The organism is Streptomyces sp. TRM68367 (assembly GCF_014495685.1).
Classification (GTDB): Bacteria; Actinomycetota; Actinomycetes; order Streptomycetales; family Streptomycetaceae; genus Streptomyces.
Genome location: NZ_JACTVI010000039.1, coordinates 30,876 through 56,187, shown reverse-complemented (window position 1 = coordinate 56,187; position 25,312 = coordinate 30,876). Strand labels below are relative to the sequence as shown.

Genomic DNA, 25,312 nt, shown 5'->3' with positions numbered 1-25,312 from the left:
GGCGCCCCCGCCGGGGCACGCCGGGTAGTATCGCTGTCTCCGGCCGCGGACCGTCCGGCCGTCGAGGGAACGAGGAGGTGCGACCTCTTGATGCCGTGTCAGGCCGGGTGCTCTCGCCTCCCGTCGCCGCGGACCGCCGCAGGCAGGTGACCGCGAGAGCGCCCTTCGGCTCCCGAAAGGCTCTCGTTCTCCCATGCCCTCCCGTTTCCCCGCCTCTTCCTCCCCGTCGGCCGGCTCCGTCGTCGCCGCGCTGCGCGCCGCGGGCTGTGTCTTCGCCGAGGAGGAGGCGGAACTGCTCCTGGCCGCCGCCCGCACCCCGGACGAGCTGGCCGCCCTGGTGGACCGCCGGGTCGCCGGACAGCCCCTCGAACTCGTCCTCGGCTGGGCCGAGTTCCGGGGCCTGCGCATAGCGGTCGAACCGGGCGTCTTCGTGCCCCGTCGCCGTACCGAGTTCCTCGTCGAACAGGCCCTCGCGCAGCGGCCGGACGCGGCCGCCGTCGTGGACCTGTGCTGCGGTTCGGGAGCCGTCGGCGCCGCGCTGGCCACGGTGCTCGGCCGGGTCGAGCTGCACGCCGCCGACATAGACCCTGCCGCCGTGCGCTGCGCCCGCCGCAACGTCGCCGCCGTCGGCGGCCGGGTGCACGCGGGCGACCTGTTCGAGGCGCTGCCCGCCGAACTGCGCGGCCGCGTCGACATCCTTGCGGCCAACGTGCCGTACGTGCCCACCGGCGATATCGATCTGCTGCCCGCGGAGGCCCGCGACCACGAGCCGCCGGCCGCCCTGGACGGCGGCTCGGACGGCCTCGACGTGCTGCGCCGGGTCGCCGCCGAGGCGGTGCGCTGGCTGGCGCCCGGCGGCTGCGTACTGGTGGAGACCAGCGAACGCCAGGCGCCGACGGCCGTGGACGCCTTCACCCGCGGCGGCCTGACGACCCGGCTCGCCGTGTGCGAGGAGCGGTACGCCACCGTGGTGGTGGGCAGCAGGGGAGCGTAGGGCCGGCGTCGCGGCCGCTGTACGCCACTGCCGGCGCCCGGCGCGCCGTACGCCACCGTGCCGGGCGGCGGTGGCCAGCACGACGAGGGGGACGCGGCGGCCGCGACCACCGCGCGTGCAGGTGAACCGGTTCGGCTACGGCATCGGCCGCGCGCGGGCGATGAGCAGGGCCACGTCGTCGGAGTTGTCCGGCTCGCGCAGGGCCTGCAGAAGGAGGTCGCAGACCTCGTCCAGCGGGCGGTCGGGGCCGTCCAGCAGGGCCAGCAGCGTGTCGAGCCGCTCGTCCAGCAGGTGACGACGGGTCTCGACGAGGCCGTCGGTGTAGAACACCAGCCGGTCGCCGGGTTCGAGGTCGACCGTCGTGGTGGTGAAGGCGACGCCGCCCACGCCCAGCGGCGCTCCGGTGGGCAGGTCCACGTCGGCGAGCTCCGGCACGGCCACGTCGGCCAGCTCGCGGGCGGTACGGTCCAGCTCCAGCGTGGTGCCGATCCGGGCGGAGGCGTCGGCGATGAGGGCGAGGCGCCGCCGGGCCGCCTCGGCCTCGACGCCCGCCCGGTACTGCTCGGTGACGTCCACCACCGAGGCAGCCACGCCCAGCACCGTGCCGAGGGCGTCCTCCAGCCGGTACAGGGAGATCGTCCAGGCGTGGTCCTCGTCCGGATCGGACTGGGCCCGGCCCACGATCTGCTGGTCGACCAGCGGGCGGCCCGTCTGCAGCACCTCGCGTGCCGCCGCTTCGAGCGGGCCGATGTCGATCAGCGGCAGCACCTCGCGGATGGTCCGCCCGAGGTGCTTCTCGGCGGGCAGGCCGTTGATCCGCGCCAGCGCCGGGTTGACCGAGACGTACCTGAGGCCGGTGTCCAGGACGGCCAGCCCGATCGGGGACTGCGCCACCATCCGGCTCGACAGCGCCACGTCCCGCTCCAGCAGGCGCACGGTCGACTGATCGGCGCACAGCCCCAGCGCGTACACATCGCCCCGGTCGTCCATGAGCCGCATGTTGCGGAACTCCACGAGCCGGGTGCTGCCGTCCTTGCGCCGCACCGGGAACGCCCCGGCCCAGCCCTCGCCGGTGGCCATGACGTCGGAGAACAGCTTGACGACCAGGTCGAGGTGCTGCTCGTGGACCATGATCCGGGCGGCGTACTGGCCGAGCGCCTCGTGCGCCGGATAGCCGAACAGCTCCTCGGCCTGGGGGCTCCACAGCACGATCCGCCCCTCGGTGTCCAGCACCACCGAGGCCACCCCCAGCACGTCCAGCAGTCCGCTCGGCCGCACGGGGCCGCGTACGGGCTCCTCGCCTTCCGCCACGGGAGTCCCGAGTGCTGTCATCCCAGGCACCGCCTTCGCCGATCCACTCGGCACGAAGTCCCCCGTGCCGACTCCCTTGTTCTATCGCGCTCAACCTGCCTGCGGGGCCACCCGCGCGCTTCTCCACCATCCCTCAACTCAGGGGTGGGCGTCCTGAGAAACCGGCACGCGGGCGGGGCAGTTGCGCCGACGGCTCCGGAGCGGCCCCGGCCGGGCACGGCGAGTCACCGAATCGACCATCGGCGGTCCCGCACCGTACCTCTTTGATCTGTACATGACGATAAGATCGGGCCAGACTGTCCGCCGGAACCGTCCCCCCCACGGAGGAGCCGCCCCATGCCCCTGTGCCCCCGGCACCGCGGTCCCCGCCGAGGTGTCCGGCCGCGTGCAGGCGCCGGGCGGCGGCTGGGCGGAGTACGTCCACACGCTCGCCGCGGGCGAGGCGGCGAACGACTCGTGGGTGGCTAGCCGGAGGGCCAGTGGATGCCGGCGGGGGAGCGGGGCACCATGTCCCGCCTGCTGGTTTTTCTGTGGGTGGGGTGCGGCCCTGCGGGGCACCCGGGTAGCGCACCGCCGCCACGAGAGGAGCGACCACGATGGACAGCGAGTACCCGGAATCCGTCTCGGTGGAGATCAGCGGATGCAGCAAGGACGACGCTCGGGTCGTGTTCGACACGCTGTGCGCGTGCTTCGCCTCCGACCGGTGCGCGGAGGACGTACCCGAAGAGCTGTCTCAGACGCGCCCGACGGTCTGGCTCGGCACGTTCGACGTCGCCGACGCGCATGAGGGCGCCCGTCCGGCCCGCCTGTCGTCCTCCGTCGACGCCGACCTGCAAGGCGGCTATTGGGCGGTCGAACGCTTTCGCAGGACCCTCGACTCCCTGTTCACCGTGCACGACCTGAGCACGGCCTCCGGTGACCAGGAGGAGGAGCTGCACGTGCGGCTGGAGACCAAGCCCGGCTGACTCCGGAAGGGCTTCAGGAGCGCTTCCCGGTCTCGCGGTGGAGTTTGCGGCGGGCGACGAGTGCGACGGTCAGGGCCACGGAGAGCGCCTCGACGGCCAGCAGGGCGATGAGCACGAAGACCCGGACGGCGCCGGCGAGCACGGGTGAGACGCCGGCCAGCGGCATGCCGACGAAGGCGCCCGAGCACCGTCGCGGTGAGCGCGCCGCCGATGAGGATGCCGGTATCACCGGGACGTTGGCGATGCCGGGCACGGTCAGCAGGCCGGCCAGCACCAGACCGGCGACGACCGGGCTTACGGGCACCGCGATCGGCAGGGCGGCCCACCACCACGTGTGGTTGACGGTGATGCGCCGCCCGGCGGGGTGCGGGCTGCACGGCGACCATCAGGAACAGGAAGCAGGCCACCGCGAGCAGCAGGACGACCAGGGCGGTGGCGAGCGCGGTGTTGACGGGCAGCAGAGTGTCCGCGGCGTCCGCGGTGACGTTGGGCGCGGCGGGAGTTGGGCGCGTGACCGGGGAAGACTTCGCCGCTGTGCGGGGACTGGGAACCCCGCAGCGCGGCGATGTCCTGTGGGCCCCGGGACCGTACCGGGGCCGACCTGTCGGTGGGGCCGGCGTGTCAGGGGTGGGTGGTGAGGTAGCCGCCCATGGAGGTGAAGTACTCGGTCGCGGGCAGCTGCCGGCCGTCCTCGGTCCGCACGCGCGTGATCGCCAGCCCGTGGTTGCGGCCGGTGCGGGCGTCGGCGCCGGCCACGATGACCACGCCGTCGCCCTCGCGGTAGAAGATGCGGCCGGGCGTGCCGCCGTACCGGCCCTCGGACACGACCGCGGCCAGGACCCCGAGTCGCTTGCCCTTGTGGAAGGTGTAGGCGCTGGGGTACGGCTCGGACTGGGCGCGGACCAGGCGGTCGAGGTCCTCCGCCGGCCAGGTCCAGTCGATGCGGCTGTCCTCGAGGGACCGCTTGTGGAAGAAGCTCGCCTGCGAGCGGTCCTGCTTGGCGAACTCCGTCTGCCCGGCTGCGATGAGGCCGAGCGCGCCGATGGTGACCGGGGCGATCAGGTCGACGGTCTTGTGGAACAGGTCGGTCGCTGTATCCCTCGGTCCGACCGGCACCGACTCCTGGCGCACGATGTCGCCGGCGTCGAGCTCGTCGTTCATCATGTGCGCGGTGACGCCCACTTCGGGCTCGCCGTTGATCAGGGCCCAGATCAACGGGGAGAAGCCGGCGTACTTCGGCAGCAGCGAGTCGTGCACGTTCAGCGTGCCGCGGCGCGGGAGGTCGAAGATGCGCGGGGGGATCCAGGTCCGCCAGTTGTTGGCCACGATGATGTCCGGATCGGCCTCTTTGAGGCGCTGGAACAGCTCCTCGTCGTCGGGCCGGTTGCGGATGACCACCGGGACGCCGTGCTCCTCGGCGAGGTCGGCGACCGAGTCGCTCCAGATCTTCTCGTACGCGTGCTCGCTCTTGGGGTGCGTCACGACCAGCACCACGTCGTGTTCGGAGTCCAGGAGGGCTTGCAGGGTGCGATGCCCCCAGGTCTGGTAACCGAACATGACGACCCGCATGGGGTTCCTCCTCAGCGCAGGGAATGGCCAGCGACAGTAAAGCAAGGCTTACCTAAGTATGCAACGGGTCCTGCTGAAGTGCGTGTTGAAGGTGATGCACCTCCGTTGTCCGTTTTGCCTATCGACAGCTCCACGGGATCAGCTTAGCCTTACCTAAGTTTTGGGCCGCGGCTCCGCCGGTGTGCCCAATTCCCGGCTCGACAAGCGGCTGCCGCATCCGGCGGCCGACCCGCACGATGGGAGTGACATGGCACAGGCTCTTCCTGGCGACGACGCACCACTGATCCACGACCTCATAGGCGTCGGCTTCGGGCCGTCCAACGTGGCGATGGCGATCGCGCTCAACGAGCACAACGCACGCGTCGGCAGGCAGGGAGCGGTCACCGCTCACTTCTTCGAGCAGCAGCCGCGGTTCGGCTGGCACCGCGGCATGCTCATCGACGACGCCACCATGCAGGTGTCCTTCCTCAAGGACCTGGTGACGCTCCGGAACCCGGCCAGCGAGTACAGCTTCCTCTGCTACCTCAAGAGCAAGGGACGGCTGATCGACTTCCTCAACCACAAGACCCTCTTCCCACTGCGGGTGGAGTTCCACGACTACTTCGAGTGGGCCGCGGCCAAGGTCGACGACATGGTCTCCTACGGCCACGAGGTCGTCGGCGTCACGCCCGTCGTCCGCGACGGAGCCGTGGAGTACCTGGACGTGACGGTCCGCTCGGAGGAGGGGCTCGCGGTGCACCGGGCCCGCAACCTCGTCATCGGCACCGGCCTGCGTCCCCTCATGCCGGAGGGCGTGGAGCGCACCGGCCGCCTCTGGCACAACTCCGAACTCCTGAGGAGAGTCGAAGAGCTGGAGGGCACCTCGCCCGCTCGCTTCATCGTCGTGGGCGCCGGGCAGAGTGCCGCCGAGAACGTCGCCTACCTGCACCGGCGCTTCCCCGAGGCCGAGGTGTGCGCCGTCTTCTCCCGCTACGGCTACAGCCCCGCCGACGACAGCAGCTTCGCCAACCGGATCTTCGACCCCTCGGCGGTCGACGAGTACTTCGCCGCGCCCGACGCCGTCAAGCGCAGGCTGATGGAATACCACGGCAACACCAACTACTCCGTGGTGGACATCGATCTGATCGACGATCTGTACCGGCAGATGTACCAGGAGAAGGTCCTCGGCACCGAGCGGCTGCGCTTCCTCAACGTCTCCCGCCTGACCGGCGTCATCGAGACGCCGGACAAGGTCCGTGCCACCGTCGAGTCCCTCGTCACCGGCGAGAAGACCCCGCTGGACGCCGATGTCGTCGTCTTCGCCACCGGCTACGGCCCCGCCGACCCCGTCGGACTCCTCGGCGAGGTCGCGGACCGCTGCCTGCGCGACGACGAGGGCCGCCTGCGCGTCACACGCGACTACTGTGTCGCCACCGATCCCGAACTGCGCTGCGGGATCTACCTGCAGGGCGGCACGGAGCACACGCACGGCATCACGTCGTCCCTGCTGTCCAACACGGCGATCAGGGTCGGCGAGATCCTCGACTCGGTCCTCGACCGCGGCGGTGAGTCCGCTACCGATGAGGCCGGTCCGCTCACCGACGGGATCGGCAGTTCCGCGCGTTAGCGCTCCGCTGGGAAGGCCGTACTTCGTCTGCGGGTCCGTTGTGGCTGGTCGCGCAGTTCCTCGCGCCCTTCAGGGCGCTGCCGTTCCCGTTTGATCAAAGGGATAACGTACGTCGACATGGGCACCATTGCAGTTGAGCGCCTCATGCCCTCGGGCACAACACCGGCCCGTCGGCGGCGGGTTGTGGGTTTGGGCACGCTTGTGGTGGGCCTGGTGGCCGTGGGCGCGGTGTCCCTGGCCGTCGGGGCGCGCGCGTTGAGTCCCGCCGAGGTGTGGCACGGGCTGTCCGCGGGGCCGGAGTCCGACCAGCGGCTCACCGAGATCAGGCTCATCGTGCAGACCGTGCGCGTGCCCCGGACGGTGCTCGCCGTCGTGGCGGGCATCGCCCTGGGGGTCGGCGGGGCGTTGATCCAGGGGTACACGCGCAACCCGATCGCCGACACGGGCCTGCTGGGGGTGAACTCTGGCGCGTCGTTCGCCGTGGTGACGGTGATCGCCGTGTTCGGCTTCTCCAACCCGTTCCAGTACGTCTGGTTCGCCTTCCTCGGGGCGGGGATCGCCGGTGTCGTCGTGTTCGGGCTGGCGAGCATCGGCCGCGGCGCTGGCAACCCGTTGACGCTCGCCCTGGCCGGGCAGGGGGTCACCGTGTTCCTCATGGCGATGACCACGGCGATCGCGCTGTCGAACCAGGCGTCGCTGAACGCGCTGCGGTTCTGGAACGCCGGCTCCGTGGCCGGGGTCGGATTCGGTGTCATCTGGCCGATCACCGGGTTCATTGTGGCCGGGCTGGTGCTGGCACTCACCACGCTGCCCACCATCAACCTGCTCAACCTGGGGGACGACGTGGCACGCGGGCTCGGCGTGAACATCGCGCTGAGCCGGACCGTCGGCATCGCCGCCATCACCCTGCTCGCGGGCGCGGCGACGGCGGCGTGCGGCCCCATCGCGTTTCTCGGGCTCATGGTGGCCCACGTAGCCCGGTATCTGACCGGCCCTGACTATCGCTGGCTGGTGCCGTACGCGGGTCTGCTCGGCGCCGTCGTCCTCCTGGTGTGCGACATCGTGGGGCGCCTGGTGGTGCGGCCGGGCGAGCTGGACGCGGGCGTCCTTGTCGCCATCCTCGGCGCCCCGTTCTTCGGGGTTCTGGTGTGGCGTGGAAAGATCAAGAGCGCATGAACGGGACAGACGTGCAGCCATCGGTGCCGCCGGGCGTGCGGCTCGGCCAGGTGTCGTTCGTATGGCGGCCCTGGCTCGTACTCGTCACGCTGCTGCTGATGACGGCGACCTTCCTGGTGTTCTGCCTGTCCATGGGCGTCGGTGACTTCCCCATCAGCCTGCCCCGGGTGATCGCCACGATCCTCGGCCGGGGCGAGCAGGTCGACGAGTTCGTGATCATGGACCTGCGGTTGCCGCGTGCCATGGCCGGGCTCGTCGTGGGGATCGCGCTCGGGGTGTCCGGGGCCATCACACAGTCCATCGCACGCAATCCGCTGGCCAGTCCGGACGTGCTGGGCATCACCGGGGGTGCGAGCGCGGTCGCGGTGTTCCTGGTGACGGTGTCGGGCGGGACCGCCGCGGCGATCGTCAACTCCGTGGGCCTGTCCGCGGCCGCGCTCGCCGGCGGTCTCGGCACGGGCCTGCTGGTGTACTTCCTGGCGTGGCGGCGCGGAGTCGACGGCTTCCGTCTCATCCTGATCGGCATCTCGGTGAGCGCCGTGATGGAGGCGATCACGACCTGGCTGCTGGTCACGGCCGACATCAGGGACGTGGCCAAGTCCCAGGCGTGGCTGGTCGGCTCGCTGGACGACCGCGCGTGGAGCGAGGTCCGGGTGGCGCTGTGGGGCACGCTGGCCCTCCTGGTCGTCGTGTCGGCCGTCGCGTTCCAGTTCAAGCCGCTGCACTTCGGCGACGAGGTCGCCGCCGGTCTGGGCGTCCGGTACGCGAGGGTACGGGCGGTCCTGCTGCTGTGCGCGGTCCTGCTGGCCGGCATGGCGGTGAGCGCGGCCGGCCCGGTCCCGTTCGTCGCGCTGGTGGCGCCGCAGGTGGCGATGCGTCTGGTGAGGAGCCCGACGCCGCCGACGGTGGCCTCCGGCGTGGTGGGCGCGTTGCTGCTGATCGGCTCGGACCTGGTCGCCCGCACGGCACTGCCGATCAGTCTCCCGGTCGGTGTGGTCACCGCCGCGATCGGCGGCCCCTTCCTCGTCTGTCTGCTGGTGCGGGCCAACCGCCGGTAGCTGATACAAAGTTAGGCATACCTGAATGAGGGGGGCCTTGTGGTCGCTCAGCACATAACCGAGGCCAAGTCCGGGGCCAAGTCCGGGGCCAGGTCCGGGGCCGAGGACGTCGCACGGCTGGCAGCGAAGGGCGTCACGGTCGGGTACGGCGCCCGGACCGTCATCGACGACCTCGACGTGACGATCCCGCCAGGGGTGATCACCACGATCACCGGCCCCAACGGCTGCGGGAAGTCGACCCTGTTGCGGACCCTGACGCGGCTGCTGAAGCCGGCCAGGGGGACGGTCGTGCTGGACGGCGACGACATCGGCAGGCTCAGGACCAGGGACGTGGCGAAGAAGCTCGGTCTGCTGCCGCAGGCACCGGTCGCGCCGGAGGGCCTGACGGTGGCCGACCTGGTCGCCAGGGGCCGCCATCCGCACCAGAGCTGGCTGCGGCAGTGGTCGTCGGACGACGCCGCCGTAGTGGAGCGCGCGCTGGCCATGACCGGCGTGTCCGACCTGGCCGACCGCCCGGTCGACTCACTGTCCGGGGGGCAACGTCAGCGTGTCTGGATCTCGATGACGCTGGCTCAGGGCACCGACCTGCTGCTGCTCGATGAGCCGACCACCTACCTGGACCTGGCGCACGCGATCGACGTGCTCGACCTGGTGGACGACCTGCACGAATCGGGATGCACCGTGGTCATGGTGCTGCACGACCTCAACCTGGCCACGCGCTACAGCGACAACCTCATCGTGATGCGCGAGGGGTCGATCCTGGCGCAGGGGCACCCGCGCGACGTGATCACCGCCGAGCTGCTGGACGAGGCATTCGGGTTGCGGGCCAAGGTGATTGACGATCCGGTGGGCGACCGGCCGCTCATCGTGCCCATCGGCCGCACCCACGTGCAGCTCGACCAGGCCCCGGCCGCGCCCCGGCCGAGACAATCTCGTAAGTAAGGCTAGGCTAACCTCACTCGCGCACGGTAAGGTTTGCCTGCCCTCACACAGGGGCGCAGTGAACAGCGCGAGAGCAAGGGATTCGGGATGCTCCTCCATAGAACGACGCGTATGAAGCCCTGGCGGCGGTTGGCGGCGATACTGTCCGCCGCGACCCTCGGCGCCGGCCTCCTCGCGGGATGCGGTTCCGGCTCGGCGTCCGACTCGGAAGACAACGCGAGCGACAGCACTCCCGCTGCCGCCTCCGGCGCATTCCCGGTCACCGTGGAGCACGCGTTCGGATCCACGAGGATAACCGAGGCGCCCAAGCGGGTCGTCACCGTCGGCTACACCGACGACCAGGCCGTCCTGGCACTCGGCACCAAGCCGGTCGGCATGGTCGACCAGTACCCGAACCCGGCGGGCCAGAGCCCCGACATCAACACCCAGTGGCCCTGGGTGAAGGACAAGTGGGGCGACACCAAGCCCGAGGTCGTCATGAAGAACGGCGACTCCGGCCCCAACTACGAGAAGATCGCCGCCCTGCGGCCGGACCTGATCATCGCGGTGTACTCCGAGATCGACAAGGCGGCCTACGACAAGCTCTCCCAGATCGCGCCGACGGTGGGCCGTACCAAGGCCGAGAAGGAGCCGTTCAGCGCACCGTGGCAGGACAACGCCCTCCACATCGCCAAGGCGCTCGGCAAGGAGACCGAGGGCGAGAAGCAGGTGCAGGCCGTCCAGGGCAAGCTCGACGCGGCCAAGAAGGCGCACCCCGAGTTCGCGAACCAGACCGCCGTCGCGCTGTCCTGGTACAAGGACTCGCTGGCGCCGTTCACCTCCACCGACGTGCGCGGACGGCTGCTGACGGGCATGGGCTTCAAGTACCAGACCGAGATCGACAAGATCGCGGGCGGCGACTTCTACACCCAGCTCTCGCCCGAGCGCACCGACCTGGTCGACGTCGACCGCATCGTCGTCATCAACGACAAGGCGGACACCGAGGCGCTGAAGAAGTTCAAGCTGTTCACCAACCTGGACGCCGTGAAGAACGGCAAGGTGTCGTACCTGCTGGACAGCGAGGGACCGGCAGTCGGCGCGGCCATGTCCCAGGCCACCCTGGCGTCCCTGCCGTACGCGATCGACGAACTCGTCAAGTCGGTCGGCTAGGTGTGAGCACCACCGACACGCGCGTCGCCCCGGCAACCCTGCGCACGGCGTCCGGACGCGAGGCCACCCGATGGGTCGGGGCGCACTGCCGGGATAAGCCATGGCTGACGACGGCCACCGTGCTCACCACGGTGGCGGGGGCGGCGCTCCAGGTGCTCCCGGTGCTCCTGCTCGGCCGGGTGGTCGACGCAGTGGTCGAGGGCGAGTCGCGCTCCGTCCTGGTCACCATCGGGGCGTTGATGGGGGCCGCCGCACTGCTCGGCGCGGCGGCCACCGCGGTGTCGACCTACCTGATCGGGCGGCTGGGCGCGGATCTGCTCGCCCGGCTGCGGGAAGGCGCCGTCCGGGCGGTGCTGGGCATGCCGAGCGCGCGGATCGAGCTGGTCGGCCGGGGAGATGTGCTGTCCCGGGTCGGTGACGATGTCGCCCTGCTGTCCAAGGGCATCCGGACGGCTGTCCCCACCATCTTCTCGGCGGGAGTCCTGGTCGCCATCGCCACGGCAGGCATGTTCGGCCTGGACTGGCGGCTCGGCCTGGCGGGCGCCGGCGCGCTGCCCGCGTACGCGCTGGCCCTGCGCTGGTATCTGCCGCGCTCCGGCCCGCTCTACCGGCAGCAGCGGGCGGCCCAGGCCGACCGCGCGCAGGCGCTGATCAGCGGTCTCAACGGGATCGACACGGTCCGGGCCTACCGCCTCGAGGACACCTTCCGCGCGAAGGTCACCAGCGAGTCGTGGCGGGTGCGCACTCTCGGCATCGACGTGTTCCGGTTCTTCGGCCGGTTCGTGGGCCGGGAGAACCGCGCCGAGTTCATCGGGCTGGTCCTCATCATCGTGGTGGGCTACGCCCTGCTGGAGGCCGACGCCGCCAGCCTGGGCGAGGTGTCGGCGGCCCCGCTGCTGTTCCACAAGCTGTTCACCCCGCTCGGCCTCATCATGTTCACCTTCGACGAGGCACAGAAGTCGGGCGCGAGCCTGACCCGGCTGGTCGGGGTGATGGGGGAGCCCGCGGAGGAACGGCTGGTGGGCGACGCGGCCGTCGCGCCGGCGGCCCCCACGCCGCTGCCGGTGACGGTGGAGGGGCTGACGTTCAGCTACCCCGGCTCCGAAGAGCCGGTCCTGCGCGACGTCGACCTGACGATCCCGGCCGGCGGTTCGCTCGCGCTGGTCGGGGCGACCGGCGCGGGCAAGACGACCCTGGCCGCGCTCATCGCGGGCGTCGGGACCCCGCAGGCCGGCTCGGTACGCGTCGGACCGACCGACCTCGCCGGTCTGGACGAGGCCGGGGCACGGGCGTTGGTGAGCATCCTGACGCAGGAGACGCACGTGTTCTCCGGTCCGCTCACCGACGACCTGCGGCTGGCCGCGCCGGAGGTGACCGACGCCGAACTGATGGACGCGCTGCGCAGGGTCGGCGCCGACGGCTGGGTCGACGCACTGCCCGACGGGCTGAAGACCATGGTCGGCGAGGGCGGCGAGCGCCTGGACGTCACCAAGGTCGCCCAGATCGCCCTGGCCCGGCTGGTGCTGGGCCGGGCACCGGTGGTGGTGCTCGACGAGTCGACCGCCGAGGCCGGCAGCGAGGGCGCCGCCGAGCTGGAGCGGGCCGTGCTGGCCGCGTGCGCGGGCCGGACCACGCTGTTCGTGGCGCACCGGCTGACCCAGGCGATGGCGGCGGACCGGATCGCCGTACTGGACGCCGGACGCGTCGTGGAGCAGGGAAGCCACGAGGAGTTGGTGGTCCTGGGCGGCCGGTACGCGCGGCTGTGGCGGGCTTGGCGCGAAGGTAGTTAGGTAAACCTAAGTTGGGTCGGGGTGGCTTTCATGCCCGGGAAGGGACGCTGAGGTCTTCGATGATGGAACCGAGTGCTCGTGTCGTACGGCTCTCTCCCGCACGTCTGGCCGACGTACGCCGGCGAACCGGTGACTTCTCCGACAGGACCATCGCCGAAGCGTGCGCCATCGGGCTGTCGTACTGGGCGACGGGCCTGAGCCCCGACGGCATCGACCTGACCCCCGGCACTCTGTTCGCCGAAGTCCTCGGATGGGTCGACAACGGCGGGGACGGACACGCCGGTTGGGAGGTCGCGCCGGACGGCCGGAGCATCGCCGTACCGGAAGACGTCGCCCCGGCCGACGCACAGCTCGCGCTGGACGACCTGGCCGACTTCCCGGTCCGGTCCCTCGGCACCATCGCCCCGGCCGGCGTGGCGGCGCGGCTCGAGGCCCTGGCCGAGTGGAACGACACGCAGGCCGACCGGGTCCGCCCGACCATCGTGGAGATGTTCCGCGAGCAGGCGCGCACCAGGCCGGACGCCGTCGCCGTCGTCGACGACCACCGCTCGCTGACGTACCGCCAGGCGGCCGAGCTGTCCAGCCAGTTGGCCCACAGCCTGATCGAACGCGGGCTCACCTGCGAACAGGTCGTCGGCATCTCCCTGGGCCGCTCCGCCGACATGGTGATCGGGCTGCTCGGTGTGCTCCAGGCGGGCTGCGCGTTCGTGCCGCTCGACCCGCAGTGGCCCGCCGCGCGCCGGGCCGTCGTCATCAAGGACGCCCAAATCGTGCTCCAGCTCAACCACTCGGGCGAGCACGACCCCGGCGAACCGGGAGCCGTGCCCGTCGACCTCGCCGACTGGCGCTTCGGCTCCCGCCCCACCGAGGGGACCGGGATCACCGTCCACGACGCAGCCCTGGCGTACGTCATCTTCACGTCCGGTTCCACCGGACGGCCCAAGGGCGCCATGATCCGGCACGAGGCGATCAGCGAGCGCCTGCTGTGGCAGGTGAACGAGATCCTGGGCTTCGGCCACGACGACGCGTCGCTGTTCAAGGCCCCGCTGTCCTTCGACATCTCCATCAACGAGATTTTCCTGCCGCTGGTGTGCGGCGCCCGGCTGGTGGTCCTGAGGCCCGGCGGCGAACGCGACCCGCACCACCTGCTGAGCGTGATCGCCGAACAGCGCGTCACCTTCACGTATCTGGTGTCGTCCATGCTGGACGTGCTGCTGGAGATAGCGGGCGACTCCGGCCGCCTGGACAGCCTGCGGCACGTGTGGTGCGGCGGCGAGGTGCTGACCCCGGAGCTGTACGAGCGGTTCCGCACCAAGCTCGACATCCCCATGTACCACGGCTACGGCCCTGCCGAGACGACGATCGGCGTCTCGCACGTCATCTACCGGGGCGCGGCGCAGCGCCTGTCGACCTCGATCGGCAAGGCCAACCCCAACACCCAGCTGTACGTCCTGGACGACGAACTGCGCCCGGTCCCGGTCGGGGTCGGCGGCGAACTGTACGTGGGAGGGTTCCTCCTGGGGCGCGGCTACGTGGGCGCGCCCGGCCTGACGGCGTCCCGGTTCGTCGCGAACCCGTTCGCCGCGGACGGGTCCCGGCTCTACCGGACCGGTGACCTCGCACGGTTTACCCCGGACGGGTCACTGGAATTCCTCGGCCGCGCCGACAACCAGATCAAGATCCGCGGAATGCGGCTGGAGACCGAGGACGTCGAGGCCGGTCTCGCCGAGCACCCCGGAGTCCGGCACACCTGCGTCGTCGCGAAGAAGAACGCGGCTGGCGGCACCTACCTGGTGGGGTATGTGATCCCGGCCGCCGGCAGCGAGGACCTGCGGGCTGACGAGGTCAGGGAGTGGGCCGTCGGGCACATGGTGGAGTACATGGTGCCCGCCCACATCGTCGTGATGGACGAGTTCCCGCTCACCGAGAACGGCAAGCTCGACCGGCGCGCGCTGCCGGAGCCCACGATCGGCACTGGCTCGCTCATGGCACCCACCACCGAGAACGAGCGCGCGGTGCGCGCTGCGGTCGCGGCGGTGCTGCGGCTGAACGATGTCGACGCTGTCGGTGTCGACCAGGACTTCTTCCAGCTCGGCGGCGACAGCATCCTGGCGATCTCGCTGCTGAGCGCGCTGCGCGACGCAGGGCTCCACGTCACGGCACGGCAGATCTTCGCCCACAGCACCGTGGGGGCGCTGGCGGCGGTGGCGAGCCGCGAGGACATCTCCACCGTGGACCACCGGGATGTCGCGACCGGTTCCGTCGTGGGCTCGCCCATCGTGCAGTGGCTCGGCGAGACCACGGACGCGATCGACGGCTTCGTGCAGTCCGTGGTGCTGAACACCCCGGCGGACCTGACCCCCGACGCTCTCGACGCGATCCTCACCGCCGTCGTCGGCCGGCACGCCATGCTGCGCGCCAGGCTGGTGCGCAGCGACCGCTGGAGCTTCGACATCCCGGAGGCCGACCAGGCCGACGTGGCGTGGCAGGCGAGCGACCGGCCGCTCGACGAGTGTGTCGCGCTCGCCACCGACGGCCTGGACCCGGACAGCGGTGTGATGCTGCGGGCCGTCTGGCGCCGTGCGGCACGGCAGTTGGTCGTGGTCGCCCACCACGTGGTGGTCGACGGTGTGTCCTGGCGGATCCTGATGGACGACCTGGTCACGGCCTGGCGACAGCTCGCCGCGGGCGCGCCGGTCGAGCTGCCCTCGGCGGGCACGTCGTTCCGGCGCTGGACGCAGCTCCTGGAGCGCGCGGCGTTCGACGCGGACAGCGCCTACTACCGGCGTCCCCTGCCGGGCGCGGACGGAACGCTGGGCAGACGCGCGCTGTCCGAGGCCGACACCGTCGCGCAGGAACGGATCCAAACGGTCTCGGTCGGCCCCGAGGCCACCGCCGCGCTGCTGGGCGAGATACCCGCGAAGTTCCACGCGGGCGTCGACGACGTACTGCTGACCGCGCTCGCCGTCGCCCTCGCCCGGTGGCGCCGCGACCTCGGCCAGGACCAGACGTTCGCCCACATCGAACTGGAGGGCCACGGCCGCGAGGGAGGGTTCGTGGCGGGCTCGGCCGGCTTCGAGCCGGATCTGTCGCGGACCGTGGGCTGGTTCACCACCCTTTTCCCGGTGACCGTGGACCCCGGCGCGGCGCCCGACCCCACCGCACCCGAATACCTCGCCGCCGCGCTCAAGGCGGTCAAGGAAGACCTCGCCCGGGTGCCGGACAACGGCGCCTCCTACGGCGCCCTGCGGTACCTGGCCCAGACCGAGCTCGACGCCCCCGCACCGCAGGTGCTGTTCAACTACCTGGGCCGCTTCGCGGCGGGCGCCTCCGGCGACTGGCAACTCGCCCACACCACAGGTCAGTTGGGCGAGAAGCGCGACCCGAGGATGCGTCTGCCCCGCCCCCTGGAGTTCAACGCGATCGCCGAACCCACCTCGGTCGGCGGCGAGTACGAACTGGTCACCGCCATCTCCTGGCCCGACGGCATGTTCACCGACGAGGACATCGCCACGCTCGGCGCGTACTTCCGGGGGGCCCTGGCCGGACTTGCCGCGCTCGACGAGGGCGGCCACTCGCCCAGCGACTTCCCTCTGGTGCCGCTCACACAGGCCGACGTCGACGCCCTGGACGGCCCCGCGCTGCGGGACATCCTGCCGTTGACCCCGTTGCAGGAGGGCCTGTACTTCCACTCGGTCTTCGACGACTCCGCGGGCGCATACGTCGAGCAGCAACTGCTCACGCTGGACGGCGAGGTGGATGCCGACCGCCTCGCGGCCGCGGCCACCCGCCTGCTCACGCTGTTCCCGAACCTGGCCGCGCGGTTCGTGGCCCTCGCCGACGGCCGCGTGGTCTCCGTGCTGGACAGCGGCGTGGAGGCGCCGTTCACCGTGCTGGACCGCCCCGGCATCACCGACGCCGAGATCCGCGACTACGCCGAGCGGGACCGCCGCGCCGGGTTCGACCTGGCCACCGGCCCGCTGATGCGGTACACGCTCATCCGCGCGGGCGACGGCCGCGGCGTCCTGGTGCAGACCGTGCACCACATCATCGCCGACGGCTGGTCCGTGCCGCCCATGCTCCGCGCGCTGCTGGCCGAGTACCACGCGCCGGGGACCGTGCACCCGCTCGGCGGCTTCCCCGACTACGTGCGCCGGCTCGCCGGACGCGACGACGACGAGAGCGACCGGGTGTGGCGCGAGCAACTCGCCGACCTGCCCGGCCCCTCCCTCGTCGCCGAGGGCCACACCCCGTCCGACCGGTTCGCCGGCACCGCCGTAGAGCCGGAGGACGACATCGACGCGGCCGTCCGCTCGGCCGGCGTACCGCTCAGCGTGGCCGTGCACAGCGCGTGGGCGGTGACGCTGGGCGGCATCCTGCACGGCAGCGACGTGGTGTTCGGCTCCACCGTGTCCGGGCGCGACGCGGATGTGCCCGGCATCGAGGACATGGTGGGTCTGTTCATCAACACGATCCCGGTACGTGCCCGTTGGGCCGCAACCACCACGGCGCGCGGTCTGCTCGCCTCGGTACGGGAACACCAGAGCGCGGTCCTGCCGCACCAGCATGTCTCGCTGACGAGGACAGGCCGCCAGGCCGGCGCCGGCTCCCTGTTCGACACCCTGGTGGTCTTCGACGTCGCGACCGACGTGGAAGCCCTGCGGCGGCCCGGCGACACGCTGGTCGTCACCGACATCGTGAACGAGGGTGCCCCGCACTACCCCCTGACGCTGGTGGTGGAGCGCGCGCTCGACGGCCGCCCGGGCTTCCATCTGATCTACGACGGTGAACTGCTGCGGGAGGCGAGCGCCCAGGCGATCCTGCGCACGTTCTCGCAGACGCTCGCGGATCTGCTCACCCGGCCGGAGGCCCTGGTCGACGACCTGGCGCGGGAGGGCGACCGGCGTCCGGCGCGGATCACTCCGACGACTCTGGGCGCACTGTTCGACGCCGCCGCGCACCGCGACCCGGCCGCCACCGCCGTCACGCAGTGCGCTCTCGACGGCGGCACTCGGTCCCTGACGTACGGCGAACTGGCCGACGCCAAAGACGACTTGGCCTCGGCCCTGCGCGCGGCCGGGGTCGGTCCGGGCAGGCGGGCCGCCGTTGCCGTCCCGCGCTCCGTCGAGCAGGTCGTCGCCCTGGTCGCGATCGTCACCGCGGGCGGCGCGTATGTGCCGCTGGACCTGGCGTACCCGGACGAACGGCTGGAGTACATCCTCGCCGACGCCGCCCCGCAGGTCGTCCTCGTGGACCGTGACCAGCGGGACCGCTTCACGCAGCTGCTGGCCCGGGCGGGCGTGCCGGCCCGCGTGCTGGTGGAGGGGGACGAGTTGGCGCCCGCCAGCACCGAGCCCGAGCGTGAGGTCGGTTGGCATGATCCGGCGTACGTGATCTACACCTCCGGATCGACCGGCCGGCCCAAGGGCGTCGTCGTCCCGCACTCCAGCGTGGTGACGCTGCTCGCGAACACCCAGCCCGACATGAACGTCGGCCCCGACGACGTGTGGGTCCAGTTCCACTCCTACTCCTTCGACTTCGCGGTCTGGGAGCTGTGGGGCGCGCTGGCGTACGGCGGTGAGCTGCTGGTCCCGGAGTACGGGCTGACCCGCTCCCCGGTCGACTTCCACCGGCTGGTCCGCGAGCGCGCAGTGACCGTGCTCAACCAGACTCCGTCGGCGTTCTACCAGTTCATCGAGGCCGACCGGCACGCCGGCGAGGCGCTGCCCGCACTGCGCCGGATCATCTTCGGAGGCGAAGCGCTGGACCTGGGGCGGCTGCGCGGCTGGGTCGAGCGGCACGGCACCGGGTCGCCCGAGCTGGTCAACATGTACGGCATCACCGAGACGACCGTCCACGTCACCCACCGGGTGCTGACCGACGAGGACTTCGACTCCGGCGACGACGTCAGCCCGATCGGCGGTCCGATACCCGGCCTGGTCACCTACCTGCTCGACGACCTGCTCCGGCCGGTGGCGCCGGGTCAGGTGGGCGCCATCTACGTCGCCGGCGACCAGGTGTCTCTCGGCTACCTGGGCAGGCCCGGGCTCACCGCGAGCCGGTTCGTGGCGGACCCGTTCGCGGGCGACGGCTCCCGCATGTACCACACGGGTGACCTCGCCCGCCGCACGCTCGACGGTGAGCTGGAGTTCGCCGGACGCGCCGACGACCAGGTCCAACTCAAGGGCTTCCGGATCGAGTTGGGCGAGGTGGAGTCCGCGATCAGGGAACTCGACGGCGTGGTCGACGTGGCCGTCACCGTGGCGGACAGTGGCGACCATCTGGTGGCCCACGTCGTGGGCCAGGTGCCCGGCGACCTCACCGCCCTGCTGTCCGCGAAGCTGCCCGTGCACATGGTGCCGGGCCGGGTGCTGCCGGTCGACGCGCTACCGCTGACGGTGAACGGGAAGCTGGACCGAAAGGCCCTGACGGCGCGCGCAGCCGCGCCCCGAAGGGGCGCGGGGCCGTATCAATATGCGACTCCGCCGCAGGGCGCGCCCAGCCACGGCGTACCTGCGGGCGAAGACGCTGCTGCCGTGGCACTTCCTTCTTCGCTCGCCACGCTCGTCGACATCTTCACCGAAACGCTCCCCGGCACCACCCCGGACCCCGACACCGACTTCTTCCGCGCCGGAGGCGACAGCATCGTCGCCATCACCGTGGTCAACCGCGCCAGGGCACTCGGCCTCCCGATCGCCCCCAGGGACGTGTTCCTGCACAGAACACCACGCGCCCTCGCCGAGTACCTGGGGACGAGCACACCGCCCGCCGCGGCACCCGCGCCAGCGCTCCGTGAGGACGGCCCGCTGATACCCACGCCGATCATCCTGCGCCAACGCGAACTGGGCGGCTCGCTCGCCCGGTTCGCCCAGGCCAGGACACTGGCGGCACCGGAGGGCGCCGGGTTCGCCGACGCCGAGCGCGCCGCGAACGCCGTCGTGGCCGCGCACCCGGCCCTCCGGCTGCGGCTGCGAGCCGGCCACGGAGTCTGGGCCCTGCGCACCGAACCGGCCCGCGAAATCACCGTCGTACGGACGGACGAGCCCGACCCGACGACCGCGGCGAACGAGGCCGCCGACCGGCTCGACCCCGAGTCCGGGGACGTCATCGCGGTCACGTGGCTGGAGGCGAGCCGCACCCTGGTGGTCACCGTGCACCACCTCGCCGTCGACTCGGTGTCCTGGCTGGTCCTGCTGGACGACCTGGCCACCGCCCTGCGCGCAGAGCCTCTGGCACCGCCGACCACGTCGTACGCCGAGTACGCCGAAGCGCTGGCGGCCCAGTCCACCCAGGCCATCGACGACCTCGGGCACTGGATCACCACGCTCCAGGCACCCGCGCTGCTGCCCGTGGTCCGGGAACCGCGCGAGACCACCGTCGTGCTCGCCCCCGAAGTGACCGACCGCCTGATACGCACCGCGCCCGCCGCACTCGGCGTCGGCCTGACCGAGCTGCTGTGCGGCGCACTGCGCACTGCCCTGACCCACACCCAGCCATCTCCCACCGATCTGGCGATCGAGCTGGAGCGGCACGGCCGGGTCCCGGTTCTTGAACACCACGACTACACCCGCACGGTCGGCTGGTTCACCTCCATCGCACCCGTACGGCTCACCGCGCACACCGACCCCGTCGAGGCCGCGCGCGAGGTCGCCGAACGCCAGCCGGACGAGCGCGCGCAGGTCGCCTACGGCCAGCTCAGATACCTCAACCCGCAGACGGCCCCACTGCTGACCGCCCGTCCGCAGGTGCTGTTCAACTACCTCGGCCGGGGCAGCGAGTCCCAGGCGCTGCACATCACCGGCGGCGATCAGGGACGCCCGTACGCGGTCGAGGTCAACGCGTGGCTCGACGACGCCACCGACAGCCTGCACGCCGACTTCACCCTCGCCGAGGGCATCCCCGACGAGATCACCGAGCACTGGCTCAGCGCACTGGAGCACATCGCGGACGCCTCCGCGACGGCCGAGCGCACGGCACCGGTCACCCCGCTCCAGCGGGGCCTGTTCTTCCAGGCCCAGATGGCGGGCTCGGTCGGACACTACGTCGCGCAGAGCTGGTTCACCTTCGACCGGCGCCTGGACACCGACGCGCTGGCCGAGGCGATGGCGTACGTGATCGCGCGGCACCCGGCCGTGGGCGCCGGCTTCGCCACCGACGACGACGGAAACCCGGTCCAGGTCCTCAGCGCGTGGCGCCAAGTCGCCGCCCGAACGGTGGAGTTGTCGACGCACGCGGAAGTCGACGCCCTGCGCGCCCGGGAGCGCGACACCGGATTCGACCCGGGTGAGCCGCCGTTGATCCGGCTGACCGTGGTGCGTCTGCCCGACGACCGCGACGGCCTGCTGCTGAGCTACCACCTGCTGCTGTGGGACGGCTGGTCCCGCGAGATCGTGCTGCGGGACCTGTTCGACGCCTACCACTGCGTCCTCGCGGGCGAGTTGCCGGCCCCGACTCCCGCCACGCCGAGCTTCGAGGACTACGCCCGGGCGCTCGTCGCCAGGGACCCGTCCGTATCGGAACGCTTCTGGGCGGAGCACCTGGCCGGCCTCCCCGGCCCGACACTCCTCGCCGGACCGGCGCCGTCCCTGTCGGACGACCTGCCGCGCAAACTCGTACACACGCTGTCCGCCGAACAGTCGGACCTGCTGCGGGAAGCGGCCAGGGCACACGGCGTCACCCTGAACTCGGTACTGACCGGCGCGTTCGGTCTCCTGCTCGGCGCGCACACGGGCCGCAGTGACGCCGTGTTCGGCGTGACCGTCTCAGGCCGGGAGGGCGAGGGGCTGGACGAGATCGTCGGCGTGCTGCTCAACACCGTGCCCATGTGGACGCGGGCCCGGCCGGACGACAGCGTCCGGGAGTACCTGTCGGCCGTACAGGCGGCCAGGGTCGAGGCGATGGAGCACGAGCACCTCGGCCTCGGCGAGATCCAGCGGGCCAGTGGGCACGACACCCTGTTCGACAACTTGTTCGTGCTCCAGAACTTCCTGGACATGGACGCGTTCGCCGAGATGAACGCCCGGCACGGCATCACCTCGGTGCAGGCCGACGACTCCACGCACTATCCGTTCACATGGGTCGTCACGCCCGGTGAGCGGCTCACGGTCAAGCTGGAGTACCGCGACGGCGACACCGCGGGCGCCCGTCGTCTCCTCGGCGACTACCTGAGCGTGCTCGACGACCTGGCCCGGTCGACCGGGCCGGTCGGCGCGCTGCGGGGGCCGGGACCGGAGCCGTCGCGGGGCGAGCGCACGGACGTCGGCACGGACACCGTCGTCGACCGGTTCGACCAGGCGGCGGACCGTGACCCGCAGCGGGTGGCGCTCGTCGCCCACTGCTCCACGATGACGTTCGCGGAACTCCGGGACCGCAGCCGGGCCGTGGCGGGTGTGCTCGCCCACCGCGGCATCGGCCCGGAGACGACCGTGGGTCTCGCGATACCGCGCTCACTCGACTCGATCGTGGCGCTGTTCGCCGTACTGCGCGTCGGCGCCGCGTACGTGCCGCTGGAGCTGGACCACCCGGACGAGCGGATCGCCGCGATCGTCGCGGACGCCCGGCCGGAGGTGATCCTCACGGTGCGCTCCGTATCGCCCCGGCTGACCGGCGACCTGATCGAGCTGGACCGTCCCCTGCCCGAGGCCGAGACGTTCGTGACGTTCGATCCGGACGACCCGGACCGCCTGCGGCACCCCGCGTACACGATCTACACCTCCGGATCGACCGGGAAGCCCAAGGGCGTGGTGACCGAGTACGCCGGGCTCACCAACATGCTGATCAATCATCAGCGCCGGATCTTCGAGCCGGTGCTGGCGGAGCACGGGCACCGGGTCTTCCGGATCGCGCACACCGTGTCGTTCGCGTTCGACATGTCGTGGGAGGAGCTGCTGTGGCTCGCCGACGGGCATGAAGTGCACATCTGCGACGAGGAGTTGCGCCGTGACGCGCCCCGGCTGGTCGACTACTGCCTCGAGCACGGGATCGACGTCATCAACGTGACCCCGACCTACGCGCAGCAGCTGGTGGCCGAGGGTCTGCTCGACAACCCGGAACGGCGGCCGGCGCTGGTGCTGCTCGGCGGCGAGGCCGTCACCCCGACGCTCTGGCGGCGGCTCGCCGAGACCGAGGGGACGGTCGGCTACAACCTGTACGGACCGACCGAGTACACCATCAACACCCTCGGCGTCGGCACCTTCGAATGCCAGGACCCGGTGGTGGGCGTGGCGATCGACAACACGGACGTGTACGTGCTCGATCCATGGTTGCGGCCGTTGCTGGACGGGGTTCCCGGCGAGCTGTACGTGTCCGGCACCGGCATCGCACGCGGCTACCTCGGCCGGCCCGGCCAGACCGCGCATCGTTTCGTCGCGTGCCCGTTCGGCGAACCCGGCGAGCGCATGTACCGGACCGGGGACCTGGTGGTCCGGCGGCCCGACGGCAACCTGATGTACCTGGGCCGCACCGACCAGCAGGTCAAGATCCGGGGGCACCGGGTCGAACTGGGCGAGGTGGAGGCCGCGTTCGCGGCGCACCAGGCGGTGCGGTTCGTCGCCGCGGTCGCCCAGCCCGACCCACAGGTCGACGGCGCGTACCGGCTGGCCGCCTACCTCGTGCTGGACGGCTCCGACATGGCGGCGGTCGCCGCCGACGTGGGTGCAGCCCTGCCTGACTTCATGCGCCCCACCCATTACGCCCAGGTCGACAGCATCCCGCTCACGGTGAACGGGAAGGCCGACACCAAGGCGTTGCCGGAGGCCAAGCCGCTCGGCGCGCTCACCACGGCCGGTGAGCGCGGCCCGGAGAGCGAGACCGAGACCGTGGTGTGCGAGTTCTTCGCCGAGGCACTGGACCTGGACGACGACGAGGTGAGCGCGATGAGCGACTTCGTGTCCCTCGGAGGGCACTCCATGCTGGCGGTGCGGCTGATCGGGCTGCTCCGCCGCGAGTACGGCCCTGTGATCACGATCCGAGACCTGTTCACCCTCCGGACCCCCGAAGCGATTGCCCGCCACCTCGATGCCAACTCCTGACACGCAGCAGCCCCGCACCGGGGCCGAGATCCTCCGGACCGCACTGCGCCGCAACGTCGGCGCCATGGTCTGGGGCACCCTCCTCATGGGCCTGTACCAGGCGGGGGAGACCGCCTTCCCCATCGCGCTCGGCCTGATCGTCGAGCACACGATGCGGGACCGCAGCCTCGGCGCGCTCGGTCTGTCGATCGCCGCACTGGCCGTGATCATCACGACCGTGTCGCTGTCGTGGCGGTTCGGGATGCGCATCCTGCAGAAGGCCAACACGACCGAGGCACACCGCTGGCGGGTGCGGGTCGCCGCCTGCGGACTCCAGCCGGTGGCCCGGGACGTCGACCTCAAGTCCGGCGAGGTGCTGACCATCGCCACCGAGGACGCCGACCAGACCGCCGACATCATCGAGGTGGTGCCGCTGCTGATCAGCTCACTGGTCGCGGTGCTGGTCACGGCGATCGCGCTGGGCCTGGCCGACATCCGGCTCGGCCTGCTCGTGATCGTGGGCACCTTCGCGATCCTGACGATCCTGAGCGTGATGTCCAAGCGGATCGGCAGCAGTACACAGGAACAGCAGGCCCGGGTGGCGCGGGCGGGCGCGAAGGTCGCCGACCTGATCAGCGGCCTGCGCCCGCTGCACGGCTTCGGCGGCAACCACCAGGCGTTCCTGTCCTACCGGAAGGTCAGCACGGAGGCGAAGCACCAGGCGGTCACCGTCGCCAAGGTGAGCGGCGTGTACGCGGGCACCGCGCTGGCCCTCAACGCGGTCCTCGCCGCGGCCGTGACCCTGACGGCGGGCTGGCTGGCGTTCAGCGGCGGCATCACCATCGGGGAACTCGTCATGGCCGTGGGGCTGGCGCAGTTCATCATCGAACCGCTCAAGCTGTTCTCGGAGATGCCGAAGTACGTGATGATCGCGCGCGCTTCGGCCGAGCGGATGGCGCTGGTGCTGGCCGCGGCGCCGGTGACGACGCCGGGGCCGGAGCGCCCGGCCGCGGGCGGGGACGTCGAACTCGACGGCGTCCGGTACGGGACCCTGCGGCAGCTGAAGTTCCAGGTGTCCGCCGGCGAGTTGGTGGCCATCGCCGCCTACCAGCCGCGCGCGGCGGCCGACCTCGCGGCGGTCCTCGCCGTGAACGTCCCGCCCGACGCGTACGAGGGCATGGTGCGGATCAGCGGGCAGGAACTCGCGGACCTGTCGGTCGAGGCGGTCCGCGAGCACATGCTGGTCAACCCGTACGACGCGGAGATTTTCGCGGGCACCCTCCGCACGAACATCGACCCGTCGGGCACCAGCCGGATGGTCCCCGAGGCCGTCGAGGCGTCGATGCTGACCGACGTCGTCGCCCTCCACCGCGAAGGACTCGACTACGGCGTCCGCGACCGCGGCGCGAACCTCTCCGGCGGACAGCGCCAACGGCTGTCCCTGGCCCGTGCCCTGGCCGCCGACACCGACGTCCTCGTCCTGCACGACCCGACGACGGCCGTCGACGCGGTCACCGAACAGCTCATCGCACGGGGCGTCGCGAAGCTGCGCCGGGGCCGTACCACCATCGTCCTCACCAGCAGCCCGGCCATTTTGGACGCCGCCGACCGGGTCCTGGTCCTGGACGACGGCGTCATCACGGCCGAGGACACCCATCGGAACCTCCTGGCCACCGACGAGGAGTACTGCTCGGCGGTGGCCAGGTGAAGCGCCCCGTAAGGGGCGCGGGGCTGTGTCGATGT

General features: G+C 71.4%; 13 protein-coding genes. 10 read left to right on the top strand and 3 right to left on the bottom strand.

The features are described from left to right. The first annotated feature begins 193 nt into the window (after window positions 1–193). Entirely contained in the window at window positions 194–994 is an 801-nt protein-coding gene (locus tag H8R17_RS23985; protein WP_187825278.1) for a putative protein N(5)-glutamine methyltransferase, read from the top strand. 135 nt (window positions 995–1,129) lie between these two features. Here H8R17_RS23985 and H8R17_RS23980 read toward each other — a convergent pair whose 3' ends face one another. Further along, complete coding sequence (locus H8R17_RS23980) at window positions 1,130–2,326, bottom strand: PAS domain-containing protein (protein ID WP_187825277.1); 1,197 nt, start codon at window positions 2,324–2,326, stop codon at window positions 1,130–1,132. A gap of 575 nt (window positions 2,327–2,901) precedes the next feature. On the opposite strand from H8R17_RS23980, the gene H8R17_RS23975 reads away from it, so the two are divergent. Beyond that, window positions 2,902–3,270 (top strand): hypothetical protein, encoded by a 369-nt coding sequence (locus tag H8R17_RS23975; RefSeq protein WP_187825276.1) that lies wholly within the window; start codon window positions 2,902–2,904, stop codon window positions 3,268–3,270. A gap of 13 nt (window positions 3,271–3,283) precedes the next feature. Here H8R17_RS23975 and H8R17_RS23970 read toward each other — a convergent pair whose 3' ends face one another. Both H8R17_RS23970 and H8R17_RS23965 read right to left on the bottom strand, forming a co-directional pair. Further along, window positions 3,284–3,574: an ABC transporter permease gene (locus H8R17_RS23970; RefSeq protein WP_187825275.1), complete on the bottom strand. Its 291-nt coding sequence runs from the start codon at window positions 3,572–3,574 to the stop codon at window positions 3,284–3,286. Window positions 3,575–3,891: 317 nt separating this feature from the next. Further along, a complete protein-coding gene (locus H8R17_RS23965; protein WP_187825274.1) occupies window positions 3,892–4,839 on the bottom strand; it encodes a methionyl-tRNA formyltransferase in 948 nt (315 codons plus the stop codon). 247 nt (window positions 4,840–5,086) lie between these two features. On the opposite strand from H8R17_RS23965, the gene H8R17_RS23960 reads away from it, so the two are divergent. From H8R17_RS23960 to H8R17_RS23925, 8 genes are all read left to right on the top strand, one after another. After that, on the top strand, window positions 5,087–6,445 hold the full coding sequence (locus H8R17_RS23960; RefSeq protein ID WP_187825273.1) for a lysine N(6)-hydroxylase/L-ornithine N(5)-oxygenase family protein: 1,359 nt from the start codon (window positions 5,087–5,089) through the stop codon (window positions 6,443–6,445). A 117-nt stretch (window positions 6,446–6,562) separates the two neighbouring features. Continuing rightward, a complete protein-coding gene (locus H8R17_RS23955) occupies window positions 6,563–7,621 on the top strand; it encodes an iron ABC transporter permease (protein ID WP_187825272.1) in 1,059 nt (352 codons plus the stop codon). Continuing rightward, window positions 7,618–8,679, top strand: coding sequence for an iron chelate uptake ABC transporter family permease subunit (locus tag H8R17_RS23950; RefSeq protein ID WP_187825271.1), 1,062 nt, complete (start codon window positions 7,618–7,620; stop codon window positions 8,677–8,679). The genes H8R17_RS23955 and H8R17_RS23950 overlap by 4 nt, the downstream gene beginning before the upstream one ends. Window positions 8,680–8,718: 39 nt before the next feature. After that, on the top strand, window positions 8,719–9,621 hold the full coding sequence (locus H8R17_RS23945) for an ABC transporter ATP-binding protein (protein ID WP_399477172.1): 903 nt from the start codon (window positions 8,719–8,721) through the stop codon (window positions 9,619–9,621). Window positions 9,622–9,708: 87 nt separating this feature from the next. Continuing rightward, on the top strand, window positions 9,709–10,770 hold the full coding sequence (locus H8R17_RS23940; protein ID WP_187825270.1) for an iron-siderophore ABC transporter substrate-binding protein: 1,062 nt from the start codon (window positions 9,709–9,711) through the stop codon (window positions 10,768–10,770). 2 nt (window positions 10,771–10,772) lie between these two features. After that, window positions 10,773–12,560: an ABC transporter ATP-binding protein gene (locus H8R17_RS23935; RefSeq protein ID WP_187825269.1), complete on the top strand. Its 1,788-nt coding sequence runs from the start codon at window positions 10,773–10,775 to the stop codon at window positions 12,558–12,560. Between the two features lie 59 nt (window positions 12,561–12,619). Next, window positions 12,620–23,590 (top strand): non-ribosomal peptide synthetase, encoded by a 10,971-nt coding sequence (locus tag H8R17_RS23930; RefSeq protein WP_187825268.1) that lies wholly within the window; start codon window positions 12,620–12,622, stop codon window positions 23,588–23,590. Further along, window positions 23,577–25,277, top strand: coding sequence for an ABC transporter ATP-binding protein (locus H8R17_RS23925; protein ID WP_187825267.1), 1,701 nt, complete (start codon window positions 23,577–23,579; stop codon window positions 25,275–25,277). The genes H8R17_RS23930 and H8R17_RS23925 overlap by 14 nt, the downstream gene beginning before the upstream one ends. The last annotated feature ends 35 nt before the right edge of the window (window positions 25,278–25,312 follow it).

What these genes read in the sequence shown, in the direction of transcription:
- H8R17_RS23930 (WP_187825268.1), top strand. Translation starts at nt 12,620, where the DNA reads ATGATGGAACCGAGTGCTCGTGTCGTACGGCTCTCTCCCGCACGTCTG.
- H8R17_RS23965 (WP_187825274.1), bottom strand. Translation starts at nt 4,839, where the DNA reads ATGCGGGTCGTCATGTTCGGTTACCAGACCTGGGGGCATCGCACCCTG.
- H8R17_RS23955 (WP_187825272.1), top strand. Translation starts at nt 6,563, where the DNA reads ATGGGCACCATTGCAGTTGAGCGCCTCATGCCCTCGGGCACAACACCG.
- H8R17_RS23985 (WP_187825278.1), top strand. Translation starts at nt 194, where the DNA reads ATGCCCTCCCGTTTCCCCGCCTCTTCCTCCCCGTCGGCCGGCTCCGTC.
- H8R17_RS23940 (WP_187825270.1), top strand. Translation starts at nt 9,709, where the DNA reads ATGCTCCTCCATAGAACGACGCGTATGAAGCCCTGGCGGCGGTTGGCG.
- H8R17_RS23950 (WP_187825271.1), top strand. Translation starts at nt 7,618, where the DNA reads ATGAACGGGACAGACGTGCAGCCATCGGTGCCGCCGGGCGTGCGGCTC.
- H8R17_RS23975 (WP_187825276.1), top strand. Translation starts at nt 2,902, where the DNA reads ATGGACAGCGAGTACCCGGAATCCGTCTCGGTGGAGATCAGCGGATGC.
- H8R17_RS23960 (WP_187825273.1), top strand. Translation starts at nt 5,087, where the DNA reads ATGGCACAGGCTCTTCCTGGCGACGACGCACCACTGATCCACGACCTC.
- H8R17_RS23980 (WP_187825277.1), bottom strand. Translation starts at nt 2,326, where the DNA reads ATGACAGCACTCGGGACTCCCGTGGCGGAAGGCGAGGAGCCCGTACGC.
- H8R17_RS23925 (WP_187825267.1), top strand. Translation starts at nt 23,577, where the DNA reads ATGCCAACTCCTGACACGCAGCAGCCCCGCACCGGGGCCGAGATCCTC.